This window comes from Kribbella sp. NPDC050459 (assembly GCF_040655315.1).
Classification (GTDB): domain Bacteria; phylum Actinomycetota; class Actinomycetes; order Propionibacteriales; family Kribbellaceae; genus Kribbella.
In genome coordinates this window covers 155,614-172,935 of the sequence record NZ_JBFAJQ010000010.1, presented here as the reverse complement: position 1 = coordinate 172,935, position 17,322 = coordinate 155,614, and the positions used below count along the sequence as shown (strand labels likewise).

Annotated in this window: 18 protein-coding genes; 9 read left to right on the top strand and 9 right to left on the bottom strand. The window is 68.6% G+C overall.

Annotated features, from left to right (window positions below):
- Nucleotides 1-34: 34 nt before the first annotated feature.
- Nucleotides 35-712 (bottom strand): MtrAB system response regulator MtrA, encoded by a 678-nt coding sequence (gene mtrA / locus AB0I12_RS28905; protein WP_141859693.1) that lies wholly within the window; start codon nucleotides 710-712, stop codon nucleotides 35-37.
- 257 nt (nucleotides 713-969) lie between these two features.
- On the opposite strand from mtrA, the gene AB0I12_RS28900 reads away from it, so the two are divergent.
- The 7 genes from AB0I12_RS28900 to AB0I12_RS28870 all read left to right on the top strand — a co-directional run bounded on the left by AB0I12_RS28900 (nucleotide 970) and on the right by AB0I12_RS28870 (nucleotide 7,977).
- A complete protein-coding gene (locus tag AB0I12_RS28900) occupies nucleotides 970-2,001 on the top strand; it encodes a hypothetical protein (protein ID WP_359935358.1) in 1,032 nt (343 codons plus the stop codon).
- Entirely contained in the window at nucleotides 1,998-2,627 is a 630-nt protein-coding gene (locus tag AB0I12_RS28895; RefSeq protein ID WP_359935356.1) for a DUF4129 domain-containing protein, read from the top strand. The genes AB0I12_RS28900 and AB0I12_RS28895 overlap by 4 nt, the downstream gene beginning before the upstream one ends.
- On the top strand, nucleotides 2,624-3,763 hold the full coding sequence (locus tag AB0I12_RS28890) for a DUF4350 domain-containing protein (protein ID WP_359935354.1): 1,140 nt from the start codon (nucleotides 2,624-2,626) through the stop codon (nucleotides 3,761-3,763). Before AB0I12_RS28895 ends, AB0I12_RS28890 begins: the two co-directional genes overlap by 4 nt.
- Nucleotides 3,760-4,731: a MoxR family ATPase gene (locus AB0I12_RS28885; RefSeq protein WP_359935352.1), complete on the top strand. Its 972-nt coding sequence runs from the start codon at nucleotides 3,760-3,762 to the stop codon at nucleotides 4,729-4,731. Before AB0I12_RS28890 ends, AB0I12_RS28885 begins: the two co-directional genes overlap by 4 nt.
- Nucleotides 4,731-6,023, top strand: a complete 1,293-nt coding sequence (locus AB0I12_RS28880) for a DUF58 domain-containing protein (RefSeq protein WP_359935350.1) — start codon at nucleotides 4,731-4,733, stop codon at nucleotides 6,021-6,023. Before AB0I12_RS28885 ends, AB0I12_RS28880 begins: the two co-directional genes overlap by 1 nt.
- Nucleotides 6,024-6,118: 95 nt before the next feature.
- Nucleotides 6,119-7,357: an AAA family ATPase gene (locus AB0I12_RS28875; RefSeq protein ID WP_359935348.1), complete on the top strand. Its 1,239-nt coding sequence runs from the start codon at nucleotides 6,119-6,121 to the stop codon at nucleotides 7,355-7,357.
- Between the two features lie 74 nt (nucleotides 7,358-7,431).
- Nucleotides 7,432-7,977 carry an RloB family protein gene (locus tag AB0I12_RS28870; protein WP_359935346.1) on the top strand — a complete coding sequence of 182 codons (546 nt, stop codon included), beginning with the start codon at nucleotides 7,432-7,434 and terminating at the stop codon, nucleotides 7,975-7,977.
- Here AB0I12_RS28870 and AB0I12_RS28865 read toward each other — a convergent pair.
- The 3 genes from AB0I12_RS28865 to AB0I12_RS28855 are packed head-to-tail and all read right to left on the bottom strand — an operon-like array spanning nucleotide 7,970 to nucleotide 9,850.
- Entirely contained in the window at nucleotides 7,970-8,716 is a 747-nt protein-coding gene (locus tag AB0I12_RS28865) for a phosphotransferase (RefSeq protein WP_359935344.1), read from the bottom strand. The genes AB0I12_RS28870 and AB0I12_RS28865 overlap by 8 nt on opposite strands.
- Complete coding sequence (locus tag AB0I12_RS28860) at nucleotides 8,713-9,516, bottom strand: VOC family protein (protein WP_359935342.1); 804 nt, start codon at nucleotides 9,514-9,516, stop codon at nucleotides 8,713-8,715. Before AB0I12_RS28860 ends, AB0I12_RS28865 begins: the two co-directional genes overlap by 4 nt.
- The gene (locus tag AB0I12_RS28855; protein ID WP_359935340.1) at nucleotides 9,509-9,850 is read right to left on the bottom strand and encodes a metalloregulator ArsR/SmtB family transcription factor; all 342 of its coding nucleotides are present in this window, start codon (nucleotides 9,848-9,850) and stop codon (nucleotides 9,509-9,511) included. Before AB0I12_RS28855 ends, AB0I12_RS28860 begins: the two co-directional genes overlap by 8 nt.
- A 73-nt stretch (nucleotides 9,851-9,923) precedes the next feature.
- On the opposite strand from AB0I12_RS28855, the gene AB0I12_RS28850 reads away from it, so the two are divergent.
- Complete coding sequence (locus AB0I12_RS28850; protein WP_359935338.1) at nucleotides 9,924-10,175, top strand: amphi-Trp domain-containing protein; 252 nt, start codon at nucleotides 9,924-9,926, stop codon at nucleotides 10,173-10,175.
- Here the strand turns inward: AB0I12_RS28850 and AB0I12_RS28845 are convergent, their stop codons facing one another.
- The 5 genes from AB0I12_RS28845 to AB0I12_RS28825 are packed head-to-tail and all read right to left on the bottom strand — an operon-like array spanning nucleotide 10,176 to nucleotide 15,763.
- Nucleotides 10,176-11,111, bottom strand: a complete 936-nt coding sequence (locus AB0I12_RS28845; protein ID WP_359935336.1) for an ABC transporter ATP-binding protein — start codon at nucleotides 11,109-11,111, stop codon at nucleotides 10,176-10,178.
- Nucleotides 11,112-11,114: 3 nt separating this feature from the next.
- On the bottom strand, nucleotides 11,115-12,035 hold the full coding sequence (locus AB0I12_RS28840) for an ABC transporter ATP-binding protein (RefSeq protein WP_359935334.1): 921 nt from the start codon (nucleotides 12,033-12,035) through the stop codon (nucleotides 11,115-11,117).
- Between the two features lie 16 nt (nucleotides 12,036-12,051).
- Nucleotides 12,052-12,939: an ABC transporter permease gene (locus AB0I12_RS28835; RefSeq protein WP_359935332.1), complete on the bottom strand. Its 888-nt coding sequence runs from the start codon at nucleotides 12,937-12,939 to the stop codon at nucleotides 12,052-12,054.
- Nucleotides 12,936-13,970, bottom strand: a complete 1,035-nt coding sequence (locus AB0I12_RS28830; RefSeq protein WP_355696681.1) for an ABC transporter permease — start codon at nucleotides 13,968-13,970, stop codon at nucleotides 12,936-12,938. The genes AB0I12_RS28835 and AB0I12_RS28830 overlap by 4 nt, the downstream gene beginning before the upstream one ends.
- Nucleotides 13,967-15,763 (bottom strand): ABC transporter substrate-binding protein, encoded by a 1,797-nt coding sequence (locus AB0I12_RS28825; protein ID WP_359935329.1) that lies wholly within the window; start codon nucleotides 15,761-15,763, stop codon nucleotides 13,967-13,969. Before AB0I12_RS28825 ends, AB0I12_RS28830 begins: the two co-directional genes overlap by 4 nt.
- 700 nt (nucleotides 15,764-16,463) lie before the next feature.
- On the opposite strand from AB0I12_RS28825, the gene AB0I12_RS28820 reads away from it, so the two are divergent.
- The gene (locus tag AB0I12_RS28820) at nucleotides 16,464-16,613 is read left to right on the top strand and encodes a hypothetical protein (RefSeq protein ID WP_359935327.1); all 150 of its coding nucleotides are present in this window, start codon (nucleotides 16,464-16,466) and stop codon (nucleotides 16,611-16,613) included.
- Nucleotides 16,614-17,322 lie beyond the last annotated feature (709 nt).

The window sequence follows — 17,322 nt, the reverse complement described above, 5'->3', positions numbered from 1 at the left end:
GCAGCCTGCGGCTCTTGGCCGCGTCCGTACTCGATCAGTCCGCACCCGCCTTGTATCCGACACCGCGGACCGTGACCACGATCTCCGGGTGCTCAGGGTCCTTCTCGATCTTGGAGCGCAGCCGCTGGACGTGCACGTTCACCAGCCGGGTGTCGGCGGCGTGCCGGTAGCCCCAGACCTGCTCCAGCAGCACCTCGCGGGTGAACACCTGCCAGGGCTTCGACGCCAGGCAGACCAGCAGGTCGAACTCCAGCGGCGTCAGCTGGATCGTCTCGCCGGCCCGCTTCACCGAGTGGCCGGCCACGTCGATGGTGAGGTCGCCGATGGTCAGCGACTCCGGGCCGGGCTCGTCCATCCGGCGCAGCCGGGCCCGGATCCGGGCCACCAGCTCCTTCGGCTTGAACGGCTTGACCACGTAGTCGTCGGCCCCGGACTCCAGCCCGAGCACGACATCGACGGTGTCGCTCTTGGCGGTCAGCATCACGATCGGCACGCCGGACTCGGCCCGGATCGCCCGGCAGACGTCGATGCCGTCCATCCCGGGCAGCATCAGGTCGAGCAGCAGCAGATCGGGCTTGAACTCCCGGAACGCCGGCACCGCCTTGTCACCGGTCGCGCACAGATAGGTGTCGTAGCCCTCGTTGCGCAGCACGATGCTGAGCATCTCCGACAACGCGGTGTCGTCGTCGACGATGAGGATGCGGCCCCGCATCGTCCGGTTACCGTCTGCCACGCCCTTAGCTCCTCGCTGCTCCGTTGGGTCCGAGTCCGACCGGTCGCTGTGCGCCCGGCGGGGTGCCAGGCCGTACGCACTACGGATAGTGTCCCATTCCCCTGGTAGTGCACACGCCGGATCGCCGTGTGACCCCCGAGTTGGGCTGTGATCATCCGGGATCATGGTGCACGGCCGGGGTTCACCACAACTCACGTGCCCGCTGGTACGACGGTTCACCGGGAGAGGAGCAGTCAGTGGCCGACCACCGTATGCAGTCGAGTATGCGCCTGCACGACGACGTGGCGACCGAGCCGCTGCGGCCGTGGCTGCCGGCGGACCTGCTCGACAACGCCGCCCGGACGATCTCCGACAACAAGACGATCATGCTGGGCCTGCCGGTGCTGGCCGGGATCGCACTGGTCGCGGTGCAGGCCGTTCTGACCGAAGTCGCCGTACCGGGCGGGCTGGGCGGCTTCTTCGGGGCGGAGGACCCGTTCGGGCAGGCCGGTGCGGCCCTCCTGCTCACTTACGGCGTACAGGTGGTGCTGTTCTCGGTGGTGTCGAGCATGCTGTCCGGCATCATCGCCCTGGCCGCGGTGCGGAGCCAGCTGGCGCACAGGGCCGGCCCGCGCGAGCTGATGCGTCTGGTGCGGCCAGCGGTGCCCGCGCTGGCGGCTGTGGGTCTGGTGCAGTCGCTGTCGTTCATGCTGCTGATCGGCGGCTGGGGGCTCGCGGTGTTCGGTATCGGCGCCGGGGCGGACGCGGCGATCTCCTCCGAGGTCGCCGGAGCTGCGGCGCTCGGGATGATGCTGGTCGGCGGCGTCCTGGTGCTGATCTTCGGCATCCGTCTGGTGCTGGCCGGGACGGTGGTCCTGATGGAGGGCCGGCACGCACCGGACATCGGGCTGCACATCCCGGTGCGGGTGGGGGTCTGGGGTTCGCTGCGGCGCTCGTGGCAGCTGGTGAAGGGCAAGTTCTGGCGGGTGTTCGGGATCCTGCTCTTCGGGGGACTGGTGGTGAACATCATCGGGTACGCGCTGCAGTTCGGGGTCAGCGCGCTGATCCTGACGGTCGGCGGGTGGGCCGGCTCCAGCGACAGCACCGGGGCCGTCGTGGTGACGATCGTGCTCGGCGTGGCGGTCGGCATCGCGACGCTGATCACGCTGATCGCCAGCCTCGCCTTCATGTCCGCCGTCCAGGCCCTGATCTACCTTGACCTCCGGGTCCGCCGCGAAGGTCTCGACCTGTGGATGCGGCCGGCGCTGCGGTTCGAGGAGACGGCGTGATCCTTCTCCCGCTGGAGCCGCCCGTCGACATCGACCGGGACCAGGCCGCCCAGGAGGCCGCCAAGGAGCTGTCCAAGTCCGCGTACCGGGACTCCGGCTCACTGATCGAGCGGGCCGTCGGCAAGGTGCTGGACTGGATCCAGGACCTGCTGGACAGCCTCACAGGCTCGTCGCCCAACGGTCACGCCGGTCTGGTGATGCTGATCGCCCTGCTGGTCCTTGTCGTGGTTGTGGTGCTCTGGCGCTCCGGCGTACTGCGGACCAGCCACAGGGCCAAGTCGCAGGCGGTCTTCGACACCGCCCGGCCCCAGAGCGCCGCGGAGTACCGCGCACTGGCCGAGCGGGAGGCCGCGTCCGGCGACCTCGCGTCGGCGATCCGCAGCCGCTTCCGGGCGTGCGTGGCGGAGCTGACCGAGCGGACCGTCCTGGACGAACGGGCCGGACGTACGGCGTACGAGGTCGTGGCCGATGCGTCTCGCGCGGCGCCGGTACTGCGCGAACCGCTGCAGCCGGCCGCACTGGTGTTCACGGAGGTTGTCTACGGCAACCGTCCTGGGACCCCGCAGCGGTACGCCGCTGTCGTCGCGGCTGACGACGCCGCGCGGACCGCACGGGTGGCTGTATGAGCACGCCTGTCGGACGCAGTGTCAGTGAGGGCTGGCGGGCGTTGCGGACGCCGCTGCTCGTCACCGGTCTGATCGTGCTGGCCGCGATTGTCGTACTGATCGCGACCTCAGCCCGTACGTCGGGACCGTTCAGCCCGGACTCCACCGAGTCGGACGGGGCACGCGCGCTCGCGGCGCTGCTGAAGAACCACAACGTCGACGTCCACGGCACGGAGTCGCTGGACGACGCCTTACAACCAGGCGCCGGCAAGGCGCTGGTCATCGGCCCGGGCGGTTCACTGAATGCCTCGGACTGGCAGCGGATCGGGGGTGCGCAGTGGAGCCACATCATCCTGATCCGTCCCAGCAGCCGGGCTCTCGAAGCTCTGGCGCCGGGTGTGCGCCCGACAGGCAACTCACTGGCGAGCCGTAGCCGCCAGCCCGGCTGTGAGCTTCCAGCCGCGGTGAAGGCCGGCACGGCCACCGTGAGCGGGCCGACGTACTCCGCTCCCGACGGCGCGACCACCTGCTATGGCGACGGCATCAACGCCACCATGGTCCGGTTGGACCTCGGCGACCGCCTCGTCGACGTGGTCGGTGCCCGGGCGTCGTTCACGAACGCCCAACTCGCCGACGACGGCAATGCGGCCTTGGCGCTCAATCTGTTCGGCACGCATGAGGATCTGACCTGGTACCTGCCGCAGTGGGAGGCGACGTACAGCGACTCGGGCGACGACACTCCCCCGCTGATCCCACCTGATGTCCGCTACATCGGCTGGGCGGTGGCGTTCGCCGTACTGGTGGTGGCGATCTGGCGCGGGCGGCGCCTGGGCCCTGTGGTGGCAGAGCGGCTGCCGGTGATCGTTCACGCGGCGGAGACGACTGAGGGCAGAGCACGGCTCTATCGACGCTCACGGGCCCGCGACCGCGCCGCGGCCGCGTTGCGCGAGTCGGCACTCGGTCAGCTGCACAAGGCGCACGGGATTCCGCGGCGGGCCGATCCGTCGGCCGTGATCGCGACTGTCGCCGCACGGACCGGCCGCCACCCGGCCATGCTGTACGAGCTGCTCTACGGTCTGCCGCCGCTGACTGACGAAGCTCTGATGTCCTTGTCCCACGAACTCGACGTACTGACGCAGGAGGTACGACACCCGTGACGACTACCGAGGTCACCGCGGACCAGGCCCGGCAGGCGCTGGTCGCGCTACGGACCGAGATCGGCAAGGCGGTGGTCGGCCAGGACACTGCGGTGACCGCACTGGTGCTCGCTCTGCTCTGCCGCGGCCATGTGCTGCTGGAGGGCGTCCCCGGTACGGCGAAGACCCTGATGGTGCGGGCGCTCTCGATGGCGCTGCGGCTGGACACCAAGCGAGTGCAGTTCACGCCGGACCTGATGCCGGGTGACGTCACCGGGTCGCTGGTGTACGACGCGAAGACGAGCGAGTTCGAGTTCCGGCCGGGGCCCGTGTTCACGAACATCCTGCTGGCGGACGAGATCAACCGGACGCCGCCGAAGACCCAGGCCGCGTTGCTGGAGGCCATGGAGGAGCGGCAGGTGACCGTGGACGGCGAGCCGCGACGGCTGCCCTCGCCGTTTGTGGTCGCCGCTACGCAGAACCCGGTGGAGTACGAGGGCACGTATCCGCTGCCAGAGGCCCAGCTGGACCGGTTCCTGCTGAAAGTGACGCTGGACATCCCGCCGCGCGACGCGGAGATCGCCGTACTCGCTCGGCACGCACAAGGCTTCGATCCGCGTGACCTGGCCGCTGCCGGTCTGCGTCCGGTGGCCGGCCCTGAGGACCTGCAGGCCGGACAGGACGCCGTACGGCGGGTTGCGGTCCGAGACGACGTGCTGGCGTATGTCGTCGACCTGTGCCGCGCCACTCGTCAGTCGCCGTCGCTGCAACTGGGTGTCTCGCCACGTGGCGCCACGGCGCTGCTGGCGGTCTCGCGCGCCTGGGCATGGCTGTCCGGCCGCGACTACGTCATCCCGGACGACGTGAAGGCGATGGCACGTCCTTGCCTTCGGCATCGGGTCCAGGTGCGGCCGGAGGCCGAGCTGGAGGGTGTCAGCGCGGACGCGGTGCTGGAGAGTGTGCTCGCGACGGTGCCGGTGCCACGCTGATGGTCCTGACTGGCCGAGCCGGCATCCTGGCTGCTGCTGGAGTGGTGTTCGTCGCTCTGGTGATGCCGTCGTGGGCCGGGATCGGCGTAGTCGTCGCTGCTGTGCTGGTGGTGTGTCTCGTGGACATCCTGCTGGCTGGTTCGCCCCGCCGCCTGCAGTTCGAGCGGGAGGGCGACAACGCCGTACGGCTCGGTGAGCCGGCCGCGGTGAACCTGCTGATCACCAACCCGGGCCGACGCGTGCGTGGGTTGCTGCGGGACGCGTGGCCGCCGTCCGCCGGCGTACTGGACCCGCCGCACAAGCTGGACCTGCCGTCGGGTGAGCGACGGCGGTTGACGACGCATCTGGTCCCGACGCGCCGCGGCGACCGCAAGGCGTACCGGGTGACCGTGCGGTCCGTGGGGCCGCTGGGGTTCGCCGGCCGGCAGGGGTCGCACCAGGTCCCGTGGACAGTGCGGGCACTGCCGCCGTTCAAGAGCCGCAAGCACCTGCCGTCTCGGCTGGCTCGGCTGCGTGAGCTTGACGGTCGGACGGCGTTGCTCGTGCGCGGGCAGGGGACGGAGTTCGACTCGCTGCGTGACTACGTGCCGGGTGACGACGTCCGGAGTATCGACTGGCGCGCGACGGCGCGGCGCGGAAACGTCGTCCTGCGGACGTGGCGACCGGAGCGAGATCGGCAGGTCGTCATCGTGATCGACTCGGGACGGCTGTCCGCCGGGCGCGTCGGAGATGCGCCGCGGCTGGACCACGCGATGGACGCGGCCTTGCTGCTGGCCGCTCTGGCGACGCGGGCGGGCGACCGGGTTTCCTTGCTGGCGTGCGATTCTGCCGTCCGGGCCGACGTACGGCGGCCGGCGCCGCAGGACGTGCTGCCGTCGTTCGTGAACGCGCTGGCCAACGTCGAGGCCGAGCTCGTACAGACCGACTTCCGAGTCGTCGTGTCACAGGTGCTCGAACGGCTCGGCCAGCGCTCCCTGGTGGTTCTCCTCACCGGTCTCGATCCGGCCGTCATCGAGGAGTCCCTGCTGCCCGTGATCGGCCCGCTGCTGCGCCGGCACGTCGTAGTGCTGGCGTCGGTGGCCGATCCCCGACTGACCGAACTGGAAGCCACCCGCGGCGATCTCCTGGACGTGTACGGCGCCGCCTCGGCCGCCCGGACCCGCCTCGATAGGGAACGCCTGACCGCCACTCTCGCCCGAGCCGGTGTGACCGTCGTCGACGAACCTCCGGACCAGATAGCCCCAGCCCTCGCCGACACCTACCTCACCCTGAAGAAAGCCGGCCGCCTCTAGGCCAGCGCGGCCTCGAAGACGCTGACAAGTGGCTAAGATCGTAAGAAGTTGACGAAATTGGCGCTATGCTAACGTTGCCAACGTTAGGATCCTCCATGCTCATCCGTTTCGAGGTCTCGAACTTCCGATCGATCAGGGAATCGGTCGAGTTGTCGATGGTCGCCGTCGACGCCGCTCGGGACGAGGCTCAGCGGATCGAGAATGTCGGCCTCAGCCTGCTGCACGTGACAGCCATCTACGGCCCCAACGCATCAGGGAAGTCGAACATCGTCGCCGCCATGGCCTGGCTCTGCGATGCGGTCCGAACGTCACTGCGATCATGGGACGACAGCATCCCGATCGAGCCGTTCGCGTTCGGCGATTGGCGCCACCGACCGTCCGAGTTCACGATCGAATCGGTCATCGACGGCATCCGGTTCGAGTACGTCCTGGAACTCAGCCAGGAGGGCGTCTCCTACGAGGGGTTGTTTCATTATCCGGAGAAGAAGCGTCGCCGGATCTTCGAGCGCGATACGACCGAACTCAAGCTCCAACGCGGATTGGGCAATCTGTCCGGCACCAGGGAACTGCTGACCGGCCGGACACTCGCCCTGTCCATCGCCAGGCGGTTCGACGAGCCGCTGGTATCTGATTTCGCAACGGACTTGCTGCGGGTGCAAACCCTCGGTCTGCGCGATCCGGCGGGCCGCGCGCAATTGCTGCGGCATCCGACCATCTCGTTGTTCGAGGAGACCGAGCCAGTTCTGTTCGAACTCGACACCGGCTTCACCCTGGCCGACCGTGCGCAGGCGCTCGCGTTGCTGAGGATGGCAGATCTCGGAATTGACGACGTACTGGTCGTCGACGACCCGCGGTCACGCCGTCCAGGGCGCCAGGCCCAACTGACCCACCGCAGCGCGCAAGGATCCGTGCCGCTGGACTTTCAGGCCGAATCGGCCGGAACACGCACTTGGTTCAGGCTGATCGGACCTGTCCTTGCGGCGTTGAAAGAGGGGTCATTGCTGCTCTTCGATGAGCTGGACGCGAGTCTCCATCCCACGCTGTCCCAGCAGCTGATCGGCTTGTTCCAGGATCCATTGACCAACCCCCGCCACGCACAGCTCATCTTCACCACACATGACACCAGTCTGTTGAATCACCTCAACCGTGACGAGGTCTGGCTTACGGAAAAGTCCGGCGACGGAGCGACCAGGCTGGGCGCACTGGCCGAATTTGCGGGTGAGCGCGTCAGAACCTCGGTGAACTTGGAGAAGGCCTACCTGCACGGCCGATTCGGAGCGCTGCCGGACACCGACCGAACTGAGCTACTCCGCGCTCTGGGCCTGATCGCCTGATGGCACCTCGACGCAGAGGCGGCAAGAACCTCACTCGCAGAACCGGAACCAGACCCGAACGAAAGACCATCCTCGTGTACTGCGAGGGCGAGGCTTCTGAGCCTGACTACATCAGCGCGCTCAAGCGCCTCCCAGAGATCCGGGGCAACACCGCGATCAACCTCATCATCGATGCCACCGCGGGCGTGCCCCTCAAGCTCGTGGAGAAGGCGGTCGCGCGGCAGCAGCGCGACACTGAGATCGATGAGTCCTGGTGCGTGTTCGACGTCGAGTGGCCACGCCACCATCCGAATCTCGATCGCGCCCTACGCCTGGCGGCGGCTGAAGGCATCAACGTCGCGGTGTCGAATCCCTGTTTCGAACTGTGGCTCATCTTGCACCACCAACCACACACGGGATTCCTCGACAATCGCGGCGCCGAGGCGCTCAGCTCTCGTCTCGACGGCCGTCAGGGCAAGCGAATCGACGGCGCGGGGTACATGAAGCTCCGACGCGATGCCTACATCCGGGCCGAAGCGCTGGCAGACCGCCATGAGCGAGATGGAACGACCTTCCCGAACGACAATCCGTCATCGAGCATGTATCGACTCCTGGCCGCAATCGAAGGAGGCGTCATCTGAGGCCTTCGTTGGCAATGTCGGAACACCGTCTGCCGCTGACGTCGTCCCGCAGAGCCTTCTCGAAGACAATTCTGTTCGCGGAGGTGAAGGCGTATTCGCGGAAGGACCAGGCGATGCGCTCGGCCGCCTCCGCACACGGCCGACGTACCCAGAACTCCACGTTCGCCAACTGCCGTGCCAGGGTGGCGTCAACCAAGTCCGACCGTTGTTCGGCGGTGAGCCTGTAGGCGTCGGCGAGGACTCGGACCTGGTGCGCCTGGCGGCTCGGGTCGGCGTGTTTGGAGGCGATGCACCAGGTCCAGGCGGCGTAGCCGAGATCTTCCAGCGGATCACCAGGCGCAGCCAGGTCGAAGTCGATCAGCGCGCCCGGGAGGTCGTCGGTGAAGACGAAGTTGGTGGGAGCCGGGTCGTGATGGCACACGACCGGCCGGTCCGCAGCGAGCCGGCTGCCGCGGGTGGCGTCGTGAAAACGCCGGATCAGGGTGCCGGCGGCAACGATCTGCTGGTCGGTCCACCGTTGGTATCTGCTCGGCACCCAGCCCTCGAGGTAGGTGAGGACGTCACGCCCGGCGTCGTCTTGCCCGAGGTACTTCGGGGCCGCGCCGAAACCGTTTTCCGCCAGCAGTTCCAGGAGTTTCGCGGTGAAGGCGGAGCTGTCCGAGCCGGGCCTGCGTACGGTGTCGGCGACACGCACCACCCCGGGCGTCAGCCGGCCACCGCTCAGCGGCTGCTCGGTCATTCCATCGTGGGGCGGGCCTGCGCGAAGGTCCAGTGGTGTCCTTCCAGGTCCTCGGCCTCGTAGCAGCGGTACCCGTGCGAGTGGATCTCGCTGAGGATCTTCGCGCCCGCGCCCTGGACACGAGCGAAATGTGTGTCGAGATCGTCGACGTACACCCAGACGTTGTGATCGACCGCGGTCGGCCGCGGCCCGGTGCGCTTGAACAGCAGGACGGCGACGCGGCCGACATGCAACTCGATCCACAGCGGGTCTTCGCCGTCCGCGGGCAGCGTGTCCCACGAGTTGAGCGCGAACACCTCGTGCAGCCAGCGCGCGGCGGCGGCCGGATCCTCGTAGTACAGGGCGATCGAGAGCCGGTCGATCTCGCGCGGCGGCTTCCCGGACTCGCCGGCCCGCCGCGCGACCCAGTCGGGAAGCCATCGGATCACCCGCGGCCAGAAGTAGAACGCGTTGCCGTCGTCGACGACCAGTGACTGGACGACGGTCACGCGCGTCCCGCCCGCGACCGCCTCGAAGTCGACGCGGGTCTCGGTGTCGTCGACCGAACTGCGGTATCCGAGCCGCGTGCCGGGCTGCCACTCGGTGATCGTGGCGAGCTCGAGGACGTCGTCGGCGGTGTAGACCTCCATCACCCGGCCGCCGATCCCCGGCTCGATCCGCATCGCGCGGACCCGGCCGGAATCGAAGAAGCTGATCGGATTTCGCAACCACCACTGGTCGATCTCGGCGGTGAACACCTCGAACGCGGTCCCCGGATCGACAGGAACTTCGACGGAGGCGGTCGCGGACGGTTCAGTCATCGGGCTTCCCCTTCTGCTCGACATGCTTCTTGAACGAGGCCAGTTGGTCGCGCCACTGCGCCTGGACCTGGTCGAGCCAGGCCTGGACGGCCACGACAGGCTCGGGATTGAGCCGAAACACGCGCGCCCGCGCGTCCTCCGGGACGCGCTCGTCGGCGACCAGGCCGGCCGCCAGCAGAATCCGGAGGTGCCGGCTCATCGCCGGCGACGACGCCCCGGTCGCCGCGGCCAGTTGGCCCGCCCGTTGCGGCCCTTCCCCCAGCAGTTGGACGACGTGGCGCCGGGTGGGATCGGCCAGTACTTCGAAGAAGCGGTCGACCTGATCTTGCGCCATGGCGCAATAGTTCTACCACTTGTTAACTATTGTCAACCACTCGAAGAACCTGCTGCCTGCTTGGATGGGCGGCATGAGTGAGAGAGATGTCGAGAAGGACTACTCGGTCGCCGACTTCGCGGCCAAGCTGCGGCGGCTCGCGGACGCGCTGGAGTCCGGCAAGCCGTTCCGGATCCAGGTCGCGGGCGAGCGGTTCACGGTCCCCAAGAACGCCCGGATCAGCGTCGAGCACGAGCGCGGCGAGGACGAGGAAGAGGTCGAGTTCCAGTTGAAGTGGGCGGTCGCCGACGCCGCGGAGGAGCCCGAGGACGACGACGAGGTCTGATCAGGGTGCGGCCACGTGGCACGCGACCTGGACGGCCGTGCCCGCGGGCAGGATCGGCAGTGGTTGCGTGCCGCAGGCCGCCGTACCGTTGCCCTGGGCCACCAGTTGGCAGCGTGGATGGAAGCGGCAGCCGGCGGGTACACGGGTCGGGTCCGGCGGTTCGCCGGTGAGCACGATGCGGTTCGGGGATTCGGGAAGGACACTGAGCAACGCCTGCGTATAAGGGTGTTGCGGGTTCGTCAGCACGTCCTCGGTGGGGCCGGACTCGACGATCCGGCCGAGGTACATGACGGCGACGCGGTCGGCGATGTTCCAGGCCAGGCCGAGGTCATGGGTGACGACGAGCGCGGACAGCCCGAGGTCGTCGCGCAGCCGGAGCAGGAGCGCGAGGATCTCGCCGCGCACCGACGCGTCCAAGGACGCGACCGGCTCGTCGGCGATCAGGACCTTCGGGTCGAGTGCCAGCGCGCCCGCGATCACGACGCGCTGCCGCTGCCCGCCGGACAACTCGTGCGGATAACGCTGGAAGAACCGCTCCGGCGGCCGCAGCCCGGCGCAGGCGAGCGCCGACGACACCACGGATTCCTCGTCGGGCAGTCCGTGGATGCGCGGCCCTTCGGCGACCGCCTCGTACACGGTGTGCCGCGGGTTCAGCGATCCCATCGGATCCTGGAGGACGAGTTGTACCTGCCGGCGGAACGCGCGCAGCGCGCGGCCGGTGTAGCTCAGTGGCGTACCGTCGTACGCGACCCGGCCCGAGGTGGGGCGTTCCAGGCCGAGGAGTGTGCGGGCGAGGGTGGTCTTGCCGCAGCCGGACTCGCCGACCAGCGCGACGATCTCGCCGGCCCCGACCGACAGGTTGACACCGTCGACGGCCCGGGCCCGGTTGCCGCCGCGCCCCGGGAACTCGACGTGCAGATCAGTTGCCTCTAGCAAAGGTCACTCCCCTACCAGGACGCAGGCGGCGGTCCGGCCGGCGCCGGATGCCCGCAGCTGTACGTCGGACGTCGCGCAGGTCTCGAGCGCGACCGGGCAGCGCGGGTGGAACGCGCACCCGCCCGGCAACTGCTGCGGATCCGGCGGGTCACCGGCCAGCCCGCGCGGAGCGAGACGGGACGCCGGATCGCCCACGGTCGGGAACGCGGCGGCCAGCGCCTGGCTGTACGGGTGCCGGAACTCGCCGGCCGAAGGGCCGACCTCGACCAGCCGCCCGGCGTACATGACGGCCAGCCGGTCGCACACGTCCGCCAGCACCGACAGGTCGTGCGAGATCATCAGCAACGAGATTCCATGGTCCGCGATCAGCCGGCGGATCAGCGTCAGCACCTGCGCCTGCACCATCAGGTCGAGCGCGGTCGTCGGCTCGTCGGCGATGATCAACTGCGGTTCGCACGCCAGCGCCATCGCGATCATCACCCGTTGCCGTTGGCCACCACTCAGCTCGTGCGGGTAGCTCCGCGCCCGCCAGGCCGGGAGCCCGACCTGCGACAGCAACTCCTGCACCCGCCGGTCCGCGACCGCGCCGGACGCCAACTTGTGCACGAGTAAGGGCTCCGCGATCTGGTCGCCGATCCGCCGCACCGGGTTGAGCCCGTGCTGCGCGCCCTGGAAAACGATTGACGCCGACGACCAGCGGACCGCGCGCAGCCGGCCCCACTTCATCGACAGCACGTCCTCGCCGTCCAGCAGCACCCGCCCGCCGACGTCGGCGGATCGCGGCAACAGCCGGAGCAGGGCCAGCGCGACCGAGGACTTCCCCGACCCCGACTCCCCCGCCAGCCCGAGCGCCTCACCGGCCGGCACGCTCAGCGACACCCCGCGGACGGCCGGAACCTCGCCGCCGGCGATTCGGTATTTCACGGTCAATTCGTCGAGCTCAAGCATGTGCACGCGTCCGCAGCCGGGGGTTGAGCACGGTCTCCAAAGCCCTTCCACACAAGGTGAACGCCATCACCACGGTCACGATGCACAGGCCCGGCACGAGGATGTACCACCAGGCGCCGGCGGTCGCCGCGCCCCAGTCGTACGACCCGCGGAGCATCGTTCCCCACGAGGTCTTGTTCGCACTCACGCCGAGGAACGCCAGCGTCGACTCGGTGACGATCGCGCTCGCCACCTCCAGCGTCGTACTCGCCAGCAGCAGCGGGGCCACATTGGGCAGCACGTGCCGCGTGGTGATGTGCCAGTGCCCGGCGCCGAGCGCGAGTGACCGCTCGATGTACGGGCGTGCCTCGACGGCCAGCGTCTGCGCGCGGATCAGTCGCGCCGTCGACGGCCATGACGTCACCCCGATCGCCACGATGATCGTCGCGGTCGAACCGCCCAGGATCGCCGCGAGCACCAGCGCGGTGACCAGCGACGGCAGCACCAGGAACCAGTCGGTGATGCGCAGAATCACCGCACCGACCCAGCCGCGGAAATGCCCGGCCGCGATTCCGAGCACGGTGCCGATCACCATGCTGAGCAACGCCGCGAGGAATCCGATCAGCAGCGAGGTCCGGGAACCCCACCAGATCATCAGCAGCACCGACCGGCCCGACTCGTCGGTGCCGAGCGGGTCGGCGGGGCTCGGCGGCGCCAGCTTGGCCCCGGTGCCGCTGACCACGTTCGTGACGCCGGCGTCGATGAACAACGGCGCGATCAGCGCAAGCACCACGGCGGCCGCCAGAATCACCAATCCGGCAACTCCTGCTCGCTGTTTCCGGAAATCCGTCCAGAAACGACCGGCAGCGCGTTTCCGCCGCACCCACGTCACCGTGCTCATGCCGACCTCACCCGCGGGTCCAGGACGTGGTAGACCACATCGGCCAACGTGTTCATCACGATCACGGAAACCGTGATCAGCAGGAACGTTCCTTGCATCAGCGTGAAGTCCGGCACCCGGATCGCCTCGTAGAACAGCTGCCCGAGACCCGGCCAGCTGAAGATCGCCTCGACCGTGACCGCGCCGCCGACCACGAACCCGATCCGCATGAACACGAGCGTCACGGTCGGCAGCAGCGCGTTCGGTACGGCGTGCCGGCGGCGTACGTCGTCGTCGCGCAGGCCCTTCGCCCGCGCCGTCGTGATGTAGTCCTGCCCGACCTCGTCGATCACCGACGACCGCATCACCAGCAGGTACTGCGCGTAGACGACCGCGACCAGCGTCAGGCACGGCAGCACCATGTGCTGCGCGACGTCGAGCACGCCCGCGAACCCGTCGGGCTTGTCCACGCTCGAACTCCCGCGGGTCGGGAAGATCCCCGGGATCGGGCCGATCCCGGCCGCGAACACCATCAGCAGCAACAACCCGAGCCAGAACGTCGGCACCGACCACAACACCAGCGAGACAGCCGTCGACACCTTGTCGAACCTGCTGCCGGGTTTCCACCCGGCCCGGGCACCCTGCCAGAGGCCGAGGCTGACGGCCATCACCAGCGCCGTACCGGTGAGCAGCAACGTCGACCCGATCCGCTCGCCGATCAGGTCGACGACCGGCCGCTTGTACTCGTACGACGTCCCCAGGTCGAACGACAGCGTCTGCTGGAGGAAGTGCAGGAACTGCTCAGGGATCGGCTTGTCCAGCCCGAGCCGCGCCCGCTCCAGGTCGAGCTGCTCCGGTGTCATGTTCCGCCCTTGTGCGAGGGCGCGGACCGGGTCGCCCGGCAGCAGCCGGAACAGGAAGAACGTCGCGACGATCACCATCGCGATGCTCAGCAGCGCCCCGCCCGCCTTGGTCGCCGCATACCGCGGCAGACCGTGGCGGGCCGGGCGCTCCTCGAGCGCCTCGACGGCAGTGGTGGTGTCGGCCGTCATTCGCGCTCGTCAGCCGCGCCCTGGCGGCGTCGCAGGACGAAGAAACCACCGATCAGGACGACGACCACGGCCGCCGCGATGCCAGCGATCACACCACCGCCCAGGCCACCGCTTTCCGCGGTCTCGCCGTCCTTCGACACCGCCTCGAGCGTGTAGAACGGCCAGTAGCCCGAACCGCCGTACAGCAGGCCCTTGTCCTCCGGGATCGGCGTGATGCTCGCGATCCGGTCCTTCCGGTAGCCCTCGAGATCGTTCGGGTAGTAGAGCGCGATCACCGGGGCGTCGGAATAGAGCCTTTCCTCCATTTTCTTGATGATTTCCGCGCGCTTTCCGCGGTCGAGTTCCTTCTGCTGCTGGAGGTAGAGGCTCTCGTACGTCGGGTCGCAGTAGAACGACTCGGTGCCGCCGCCCTGGCCGGACGCGGTGGGCCGCCGGCTGCACAGGTGCGTGCCGAGCACCTCCTCCGGGTCCGGGTTCACCGACCAGCCGCTGATCGCGATGTCGAACAGTGCCGTCGTACCGGTCTCCTCGGTGAACTTGCTGGAGTCCAGCCGCTTGGTGGTCAGCTGGATGCCGACCTCCTTGAACCAGCCGGTCAGGTACTCGGCGAGCTTGTCCTCGATCGGGGTGTCGGTGTGGATGCTGAACCGGAACTGCAGTTTCCGTGACCCGTCCGGCATCGTCCGGACGCCGTCCGCGCCCTTCTTGTAGCCCGCGTCGTCGAGGATCTTGTTCGCCTTCGCGAGGTCGAACGAGACCTTCTCGTCACCGCTCGCCTCCCAGAAGAAGTCCTTGTACAGCGGCGGGATGATCGACCCGTCGGCCGGCTTCGCCAGCCCGCCCTGGACCTCGTCGACCAGCTTCTGCTTGTCGATCGCGTAGTGCAGCGCGGTCCGCACCTTCGGGTCCTTCAGCGCCGGATGCCCGTCGCCGATCGGCTTGTCGTCACTGGTCGTCGCGCCGTGGTTGATCTGCAGGTACGTCGCCCGGCGGCCCTGGGTGTTCCACTGGACGATGTTGTCGTCGCCCTTCAGCGACTCGAAGTCCGGCGGGTTCAGTCGGCCGATCAGGTCGATGTCGCCCTTCTTCAGGCCGACGATCGAGGCCGCGGGGTTGTCGTAGAAGATGATCTGCAGCTCGTCGATCTTCGGGCGGCCGCGCCAGTAGTCCGGGTTCGCCTCCAGCCGGACGAACTGGTCCTTCTTGTGCTCCACCGCGACGTACGGTCCGCTGCCGACGGTCGGGTACACCTCACCGTCGTACTTCGAGATGTCGGTGACCTTCTCCCAGACGTGCTTGGGCATGATCGGCACCGGGTTGTCGAGCATCGACGCCTGCGGCGCCTTGAGCTTGATGGTCAGCTCCTGACCGTTCGCGGTGACACTCTGGAAGTTCTCCACCGCCGGCCCGTTGCCGGTCTTCGCGCCGTCGTCGGTCATCATCTTGTTGAACGTCCAAGCCGCGTCGGCGGCGGTGATCGGCTGGCCGTCGGACCACTTCGCCTCACGGATCTTGAACGTCCAGGTCAGCCCGTCCGGCGACGTCGTCCAGGACTCGGCGAGATCCGGGCTCGGCTGCAGCGTCTTCGAGTCCGGCACCGTCAGGAAGCCGTAGATCATCCGCTGGATCGACCCCGTCACCAGCCGCACGGCGAGGAACGGGTTCATCGAATCCACCGACTGCGTGACCCCGATCTTGATGACCTTCTTCGCCGCGGGCTCGGCCGCCGACGCCGTCCCAGGTACCGCCGCCAGCACACACAACGCCGCCAGCACAGCCAACAGCTTCCTCATGGGCCGCCCCACCTTCCCCAGCTGGGTGTTGATGTTGGGAAGAAACCACACCAGCAAGCGCTGTCCTGTCAACAAGATACGAAACTTTGTCACACTGAAGTAACCTTCTTACCGGCTGGATCCGGTTCACGAACTGGATGTAAACGCGCGGACATGGTCAGCCCCACGCGCGCCACGCGGGCGCTTGCCTCGTCGCTCCACTCCTCACCGCACCACTCCGCGCGCTCCCACCCGCCCGCCGCTTAGCGCGGAGCATCCGCTTCCGGCTGGCGCCGTGTGTATTCGGCTGACGCCGGGAGTTGCCGGCTCGCGCCGTGGGTTTCCGGCTGCCGCCAGGGAGCTCCGGCTGCCGCCGGGAGTTGCCGGCTTGCGCCATATGTATCCGGCTGGCGCCGTGTGTATCCGGCTGACGCCGGGAGTTGCCGGCTTGCGCCGGGAGTTGCCGGCTTGCGCCGGGAGTTGCCGGCTTGCGCCGGGAGTTGCCGGCTTGCGCCGGGAGTTGCCGGCTTGCGCCGTATGTATCCGGCTGGCACCGGGGGTTGCGGGCTGACGCCGGGACTTGCCGGCTTGCGCCGTATGTATCCGGCTGGCACCGGGGGTTGCGGGCTTGCGCCGGCTAGTTGCGGGCCGGCGCTCGCGGGTGAAGGCCGAGCCCGGCACGACCTAGGCGATACGGAACGCGGTAGCGGGGACTGTCGCGATGGAGACCGCACGCACGGCTGACACGGCCAGCGAGACGGTGACCTCGGAGACCGCGGCCATCGGGACCGCGGCGACGGCGACGGCGACCGCGACGGCGACGGCGACCGCGACGGCGACCGTGACGGCGACCGTGACGATGAGGCGTTAGTGACGTCGGGCCTATGGACGCGCCGAGGCGATGTGCCGTGAGAGTTGGGCCGCCCGGTCCAACCTTCCGCATCGCGCATCACCCGGCGCCGAGTCGTGGCGTTCGGCTCCTGGCCTGACCGGCGAGTCGTGGATATTTGTCGCGTTGAGCAGCCAATATCCACGACTGGCGGACGAACGGAGCAACGCGAGGGCGATCCAGCAGAGCTCCCCGCTCGAACCGGAGCCGCAACTGGGCAGTTGCCCTCGTCACGTTCCGCGGCCGCTTCCTCCGCTGACCACATCCGTGTCAACAGACATCTACGTGCCTGCGAGGGCTCGCCGCTGCTGCCCCGCCTAGCTCCGCGACGGTCCACTCATCCGCGGCATTGAGGTCTACAGCACTCGCGCCACGATCCGCCCCGCCGGCGCGTCACCCCAGGCCGTCACCCGCGAGCGGCAGCTCGCCGGCGCCAGCTGGCAACTCCCGGCGCAAGCTGGATACACGCGGCGCAAGCCCGCAACTCCCGGCGCCAGCTGGCAACTCCCGGCGCAAGCTGGATACACGCGGCGCAAGACCGCAAGTCCCGGCGGCAGCCAGAGCTCCCAGGCGGTAGCCGGAATCGCCACGGCGGCAGCCGGACACCCCCGGCGATAGCCGGGAACCCACGGCGCCAGCCGGACACCCCCGGCGATAGCCGGGAACCCACGGCGCCAGCCGGACACCCCCG

What these genes read in the sequence shown, in the direction of transcription:
- AB0I12_RS28830 (WP_355696681.1), bottom strand. Translation starts at nt 13,970, where the DNA reads ATGACGGCCGACACCACCACTGCCGTCGAGGCGCTCGAGGAGCGCCCG.
- AB0I12_RS28860 (WP_359935342.1), bottom strand. Translation starts at nt 9,516, where the DNA reads ATGACTGAACCGTCCGCGACCGCCTCCGTCGAAGTTCCTGTCGATCCG.
- mtrA (WP_141859693.1), bottom strand. Translation starts at nt 712, where the DNA reads ATGCGGGGCCGCATCCTCATCGTCGACGACGACACCGCGTTGTCGGAG.
- AB0I12_RS28850 (WP_359935338.1), top strand. Translation starts at nt 9,924, where the DNA reads ATGAGTGAGAGAGATGTCGAGAAGGACTACTCGGTCGCCGACTTCGCG.
- AB0I12_RS28825 (WP_359935329.1), bottom strand. Translation starts at nt 15,763, where the DNA reads ATGAGGAAGCTGTTGGCTGTGCTGGCGGCGTTGTGTGTGCTGGCGGCG.
- AB0I12_RS28890 (WP_359935354.1), top strand. Translation starts at nt 2,624, where the DNA reads ATGAGCACGCCTGTCGGACGCAGTGTCAGTGAGGGCTGGCGGGCGTTG.
- AB0I12_RS28880 (WP_359935350.1), top strand. Translation starts at nt 4,731, where the DNA reads ATGGTCCTGACTGGCCGAGCCGGCATCCTGGCTGCTGCTGGAGTGGTG.
- AB0I12_RS28820 (WP_359935327.1), top strand. Translation starts at nt 16,464, where the DNA reads ATGGAGACCGCACGCACGGCTGACACGGCCAGCGAGACGGTGACCTCG.
- AB0I12_RS28835 (WP_359935332.1), bottom strand. Translation starts at nt 12,939, where the DNA reads ATGAGCACGGTGACGTGGGTGCGGCGGAAACGCGCTGCCGGTCGTTTC.
- AB0I12_RS28875 (WP_359935348.1), top strand. Translation starts at nt 6,119, where the DNA reads ATGCTCATCCGTTTCGAGGTCTCGAACTTCCGATCGATCAGGGAATCG.
- AB0I12_RS28855 (WP_359935340.1), bottom strand. Translation starts at nt 9,850, where the DNA reads ATGGCGCAAGATCAGGTCGACCGCTTCTTCGAAGTACTGGCCGATCCC.
- AB0I12_RS28865 (WP_359935344.1), bottom strand. Translation starts at nt 8,716, where the DNA reads ATGACCGAGCAGCCGCTGAGCGGTGGCCGGCTGACGCCCGGGGTGGTG.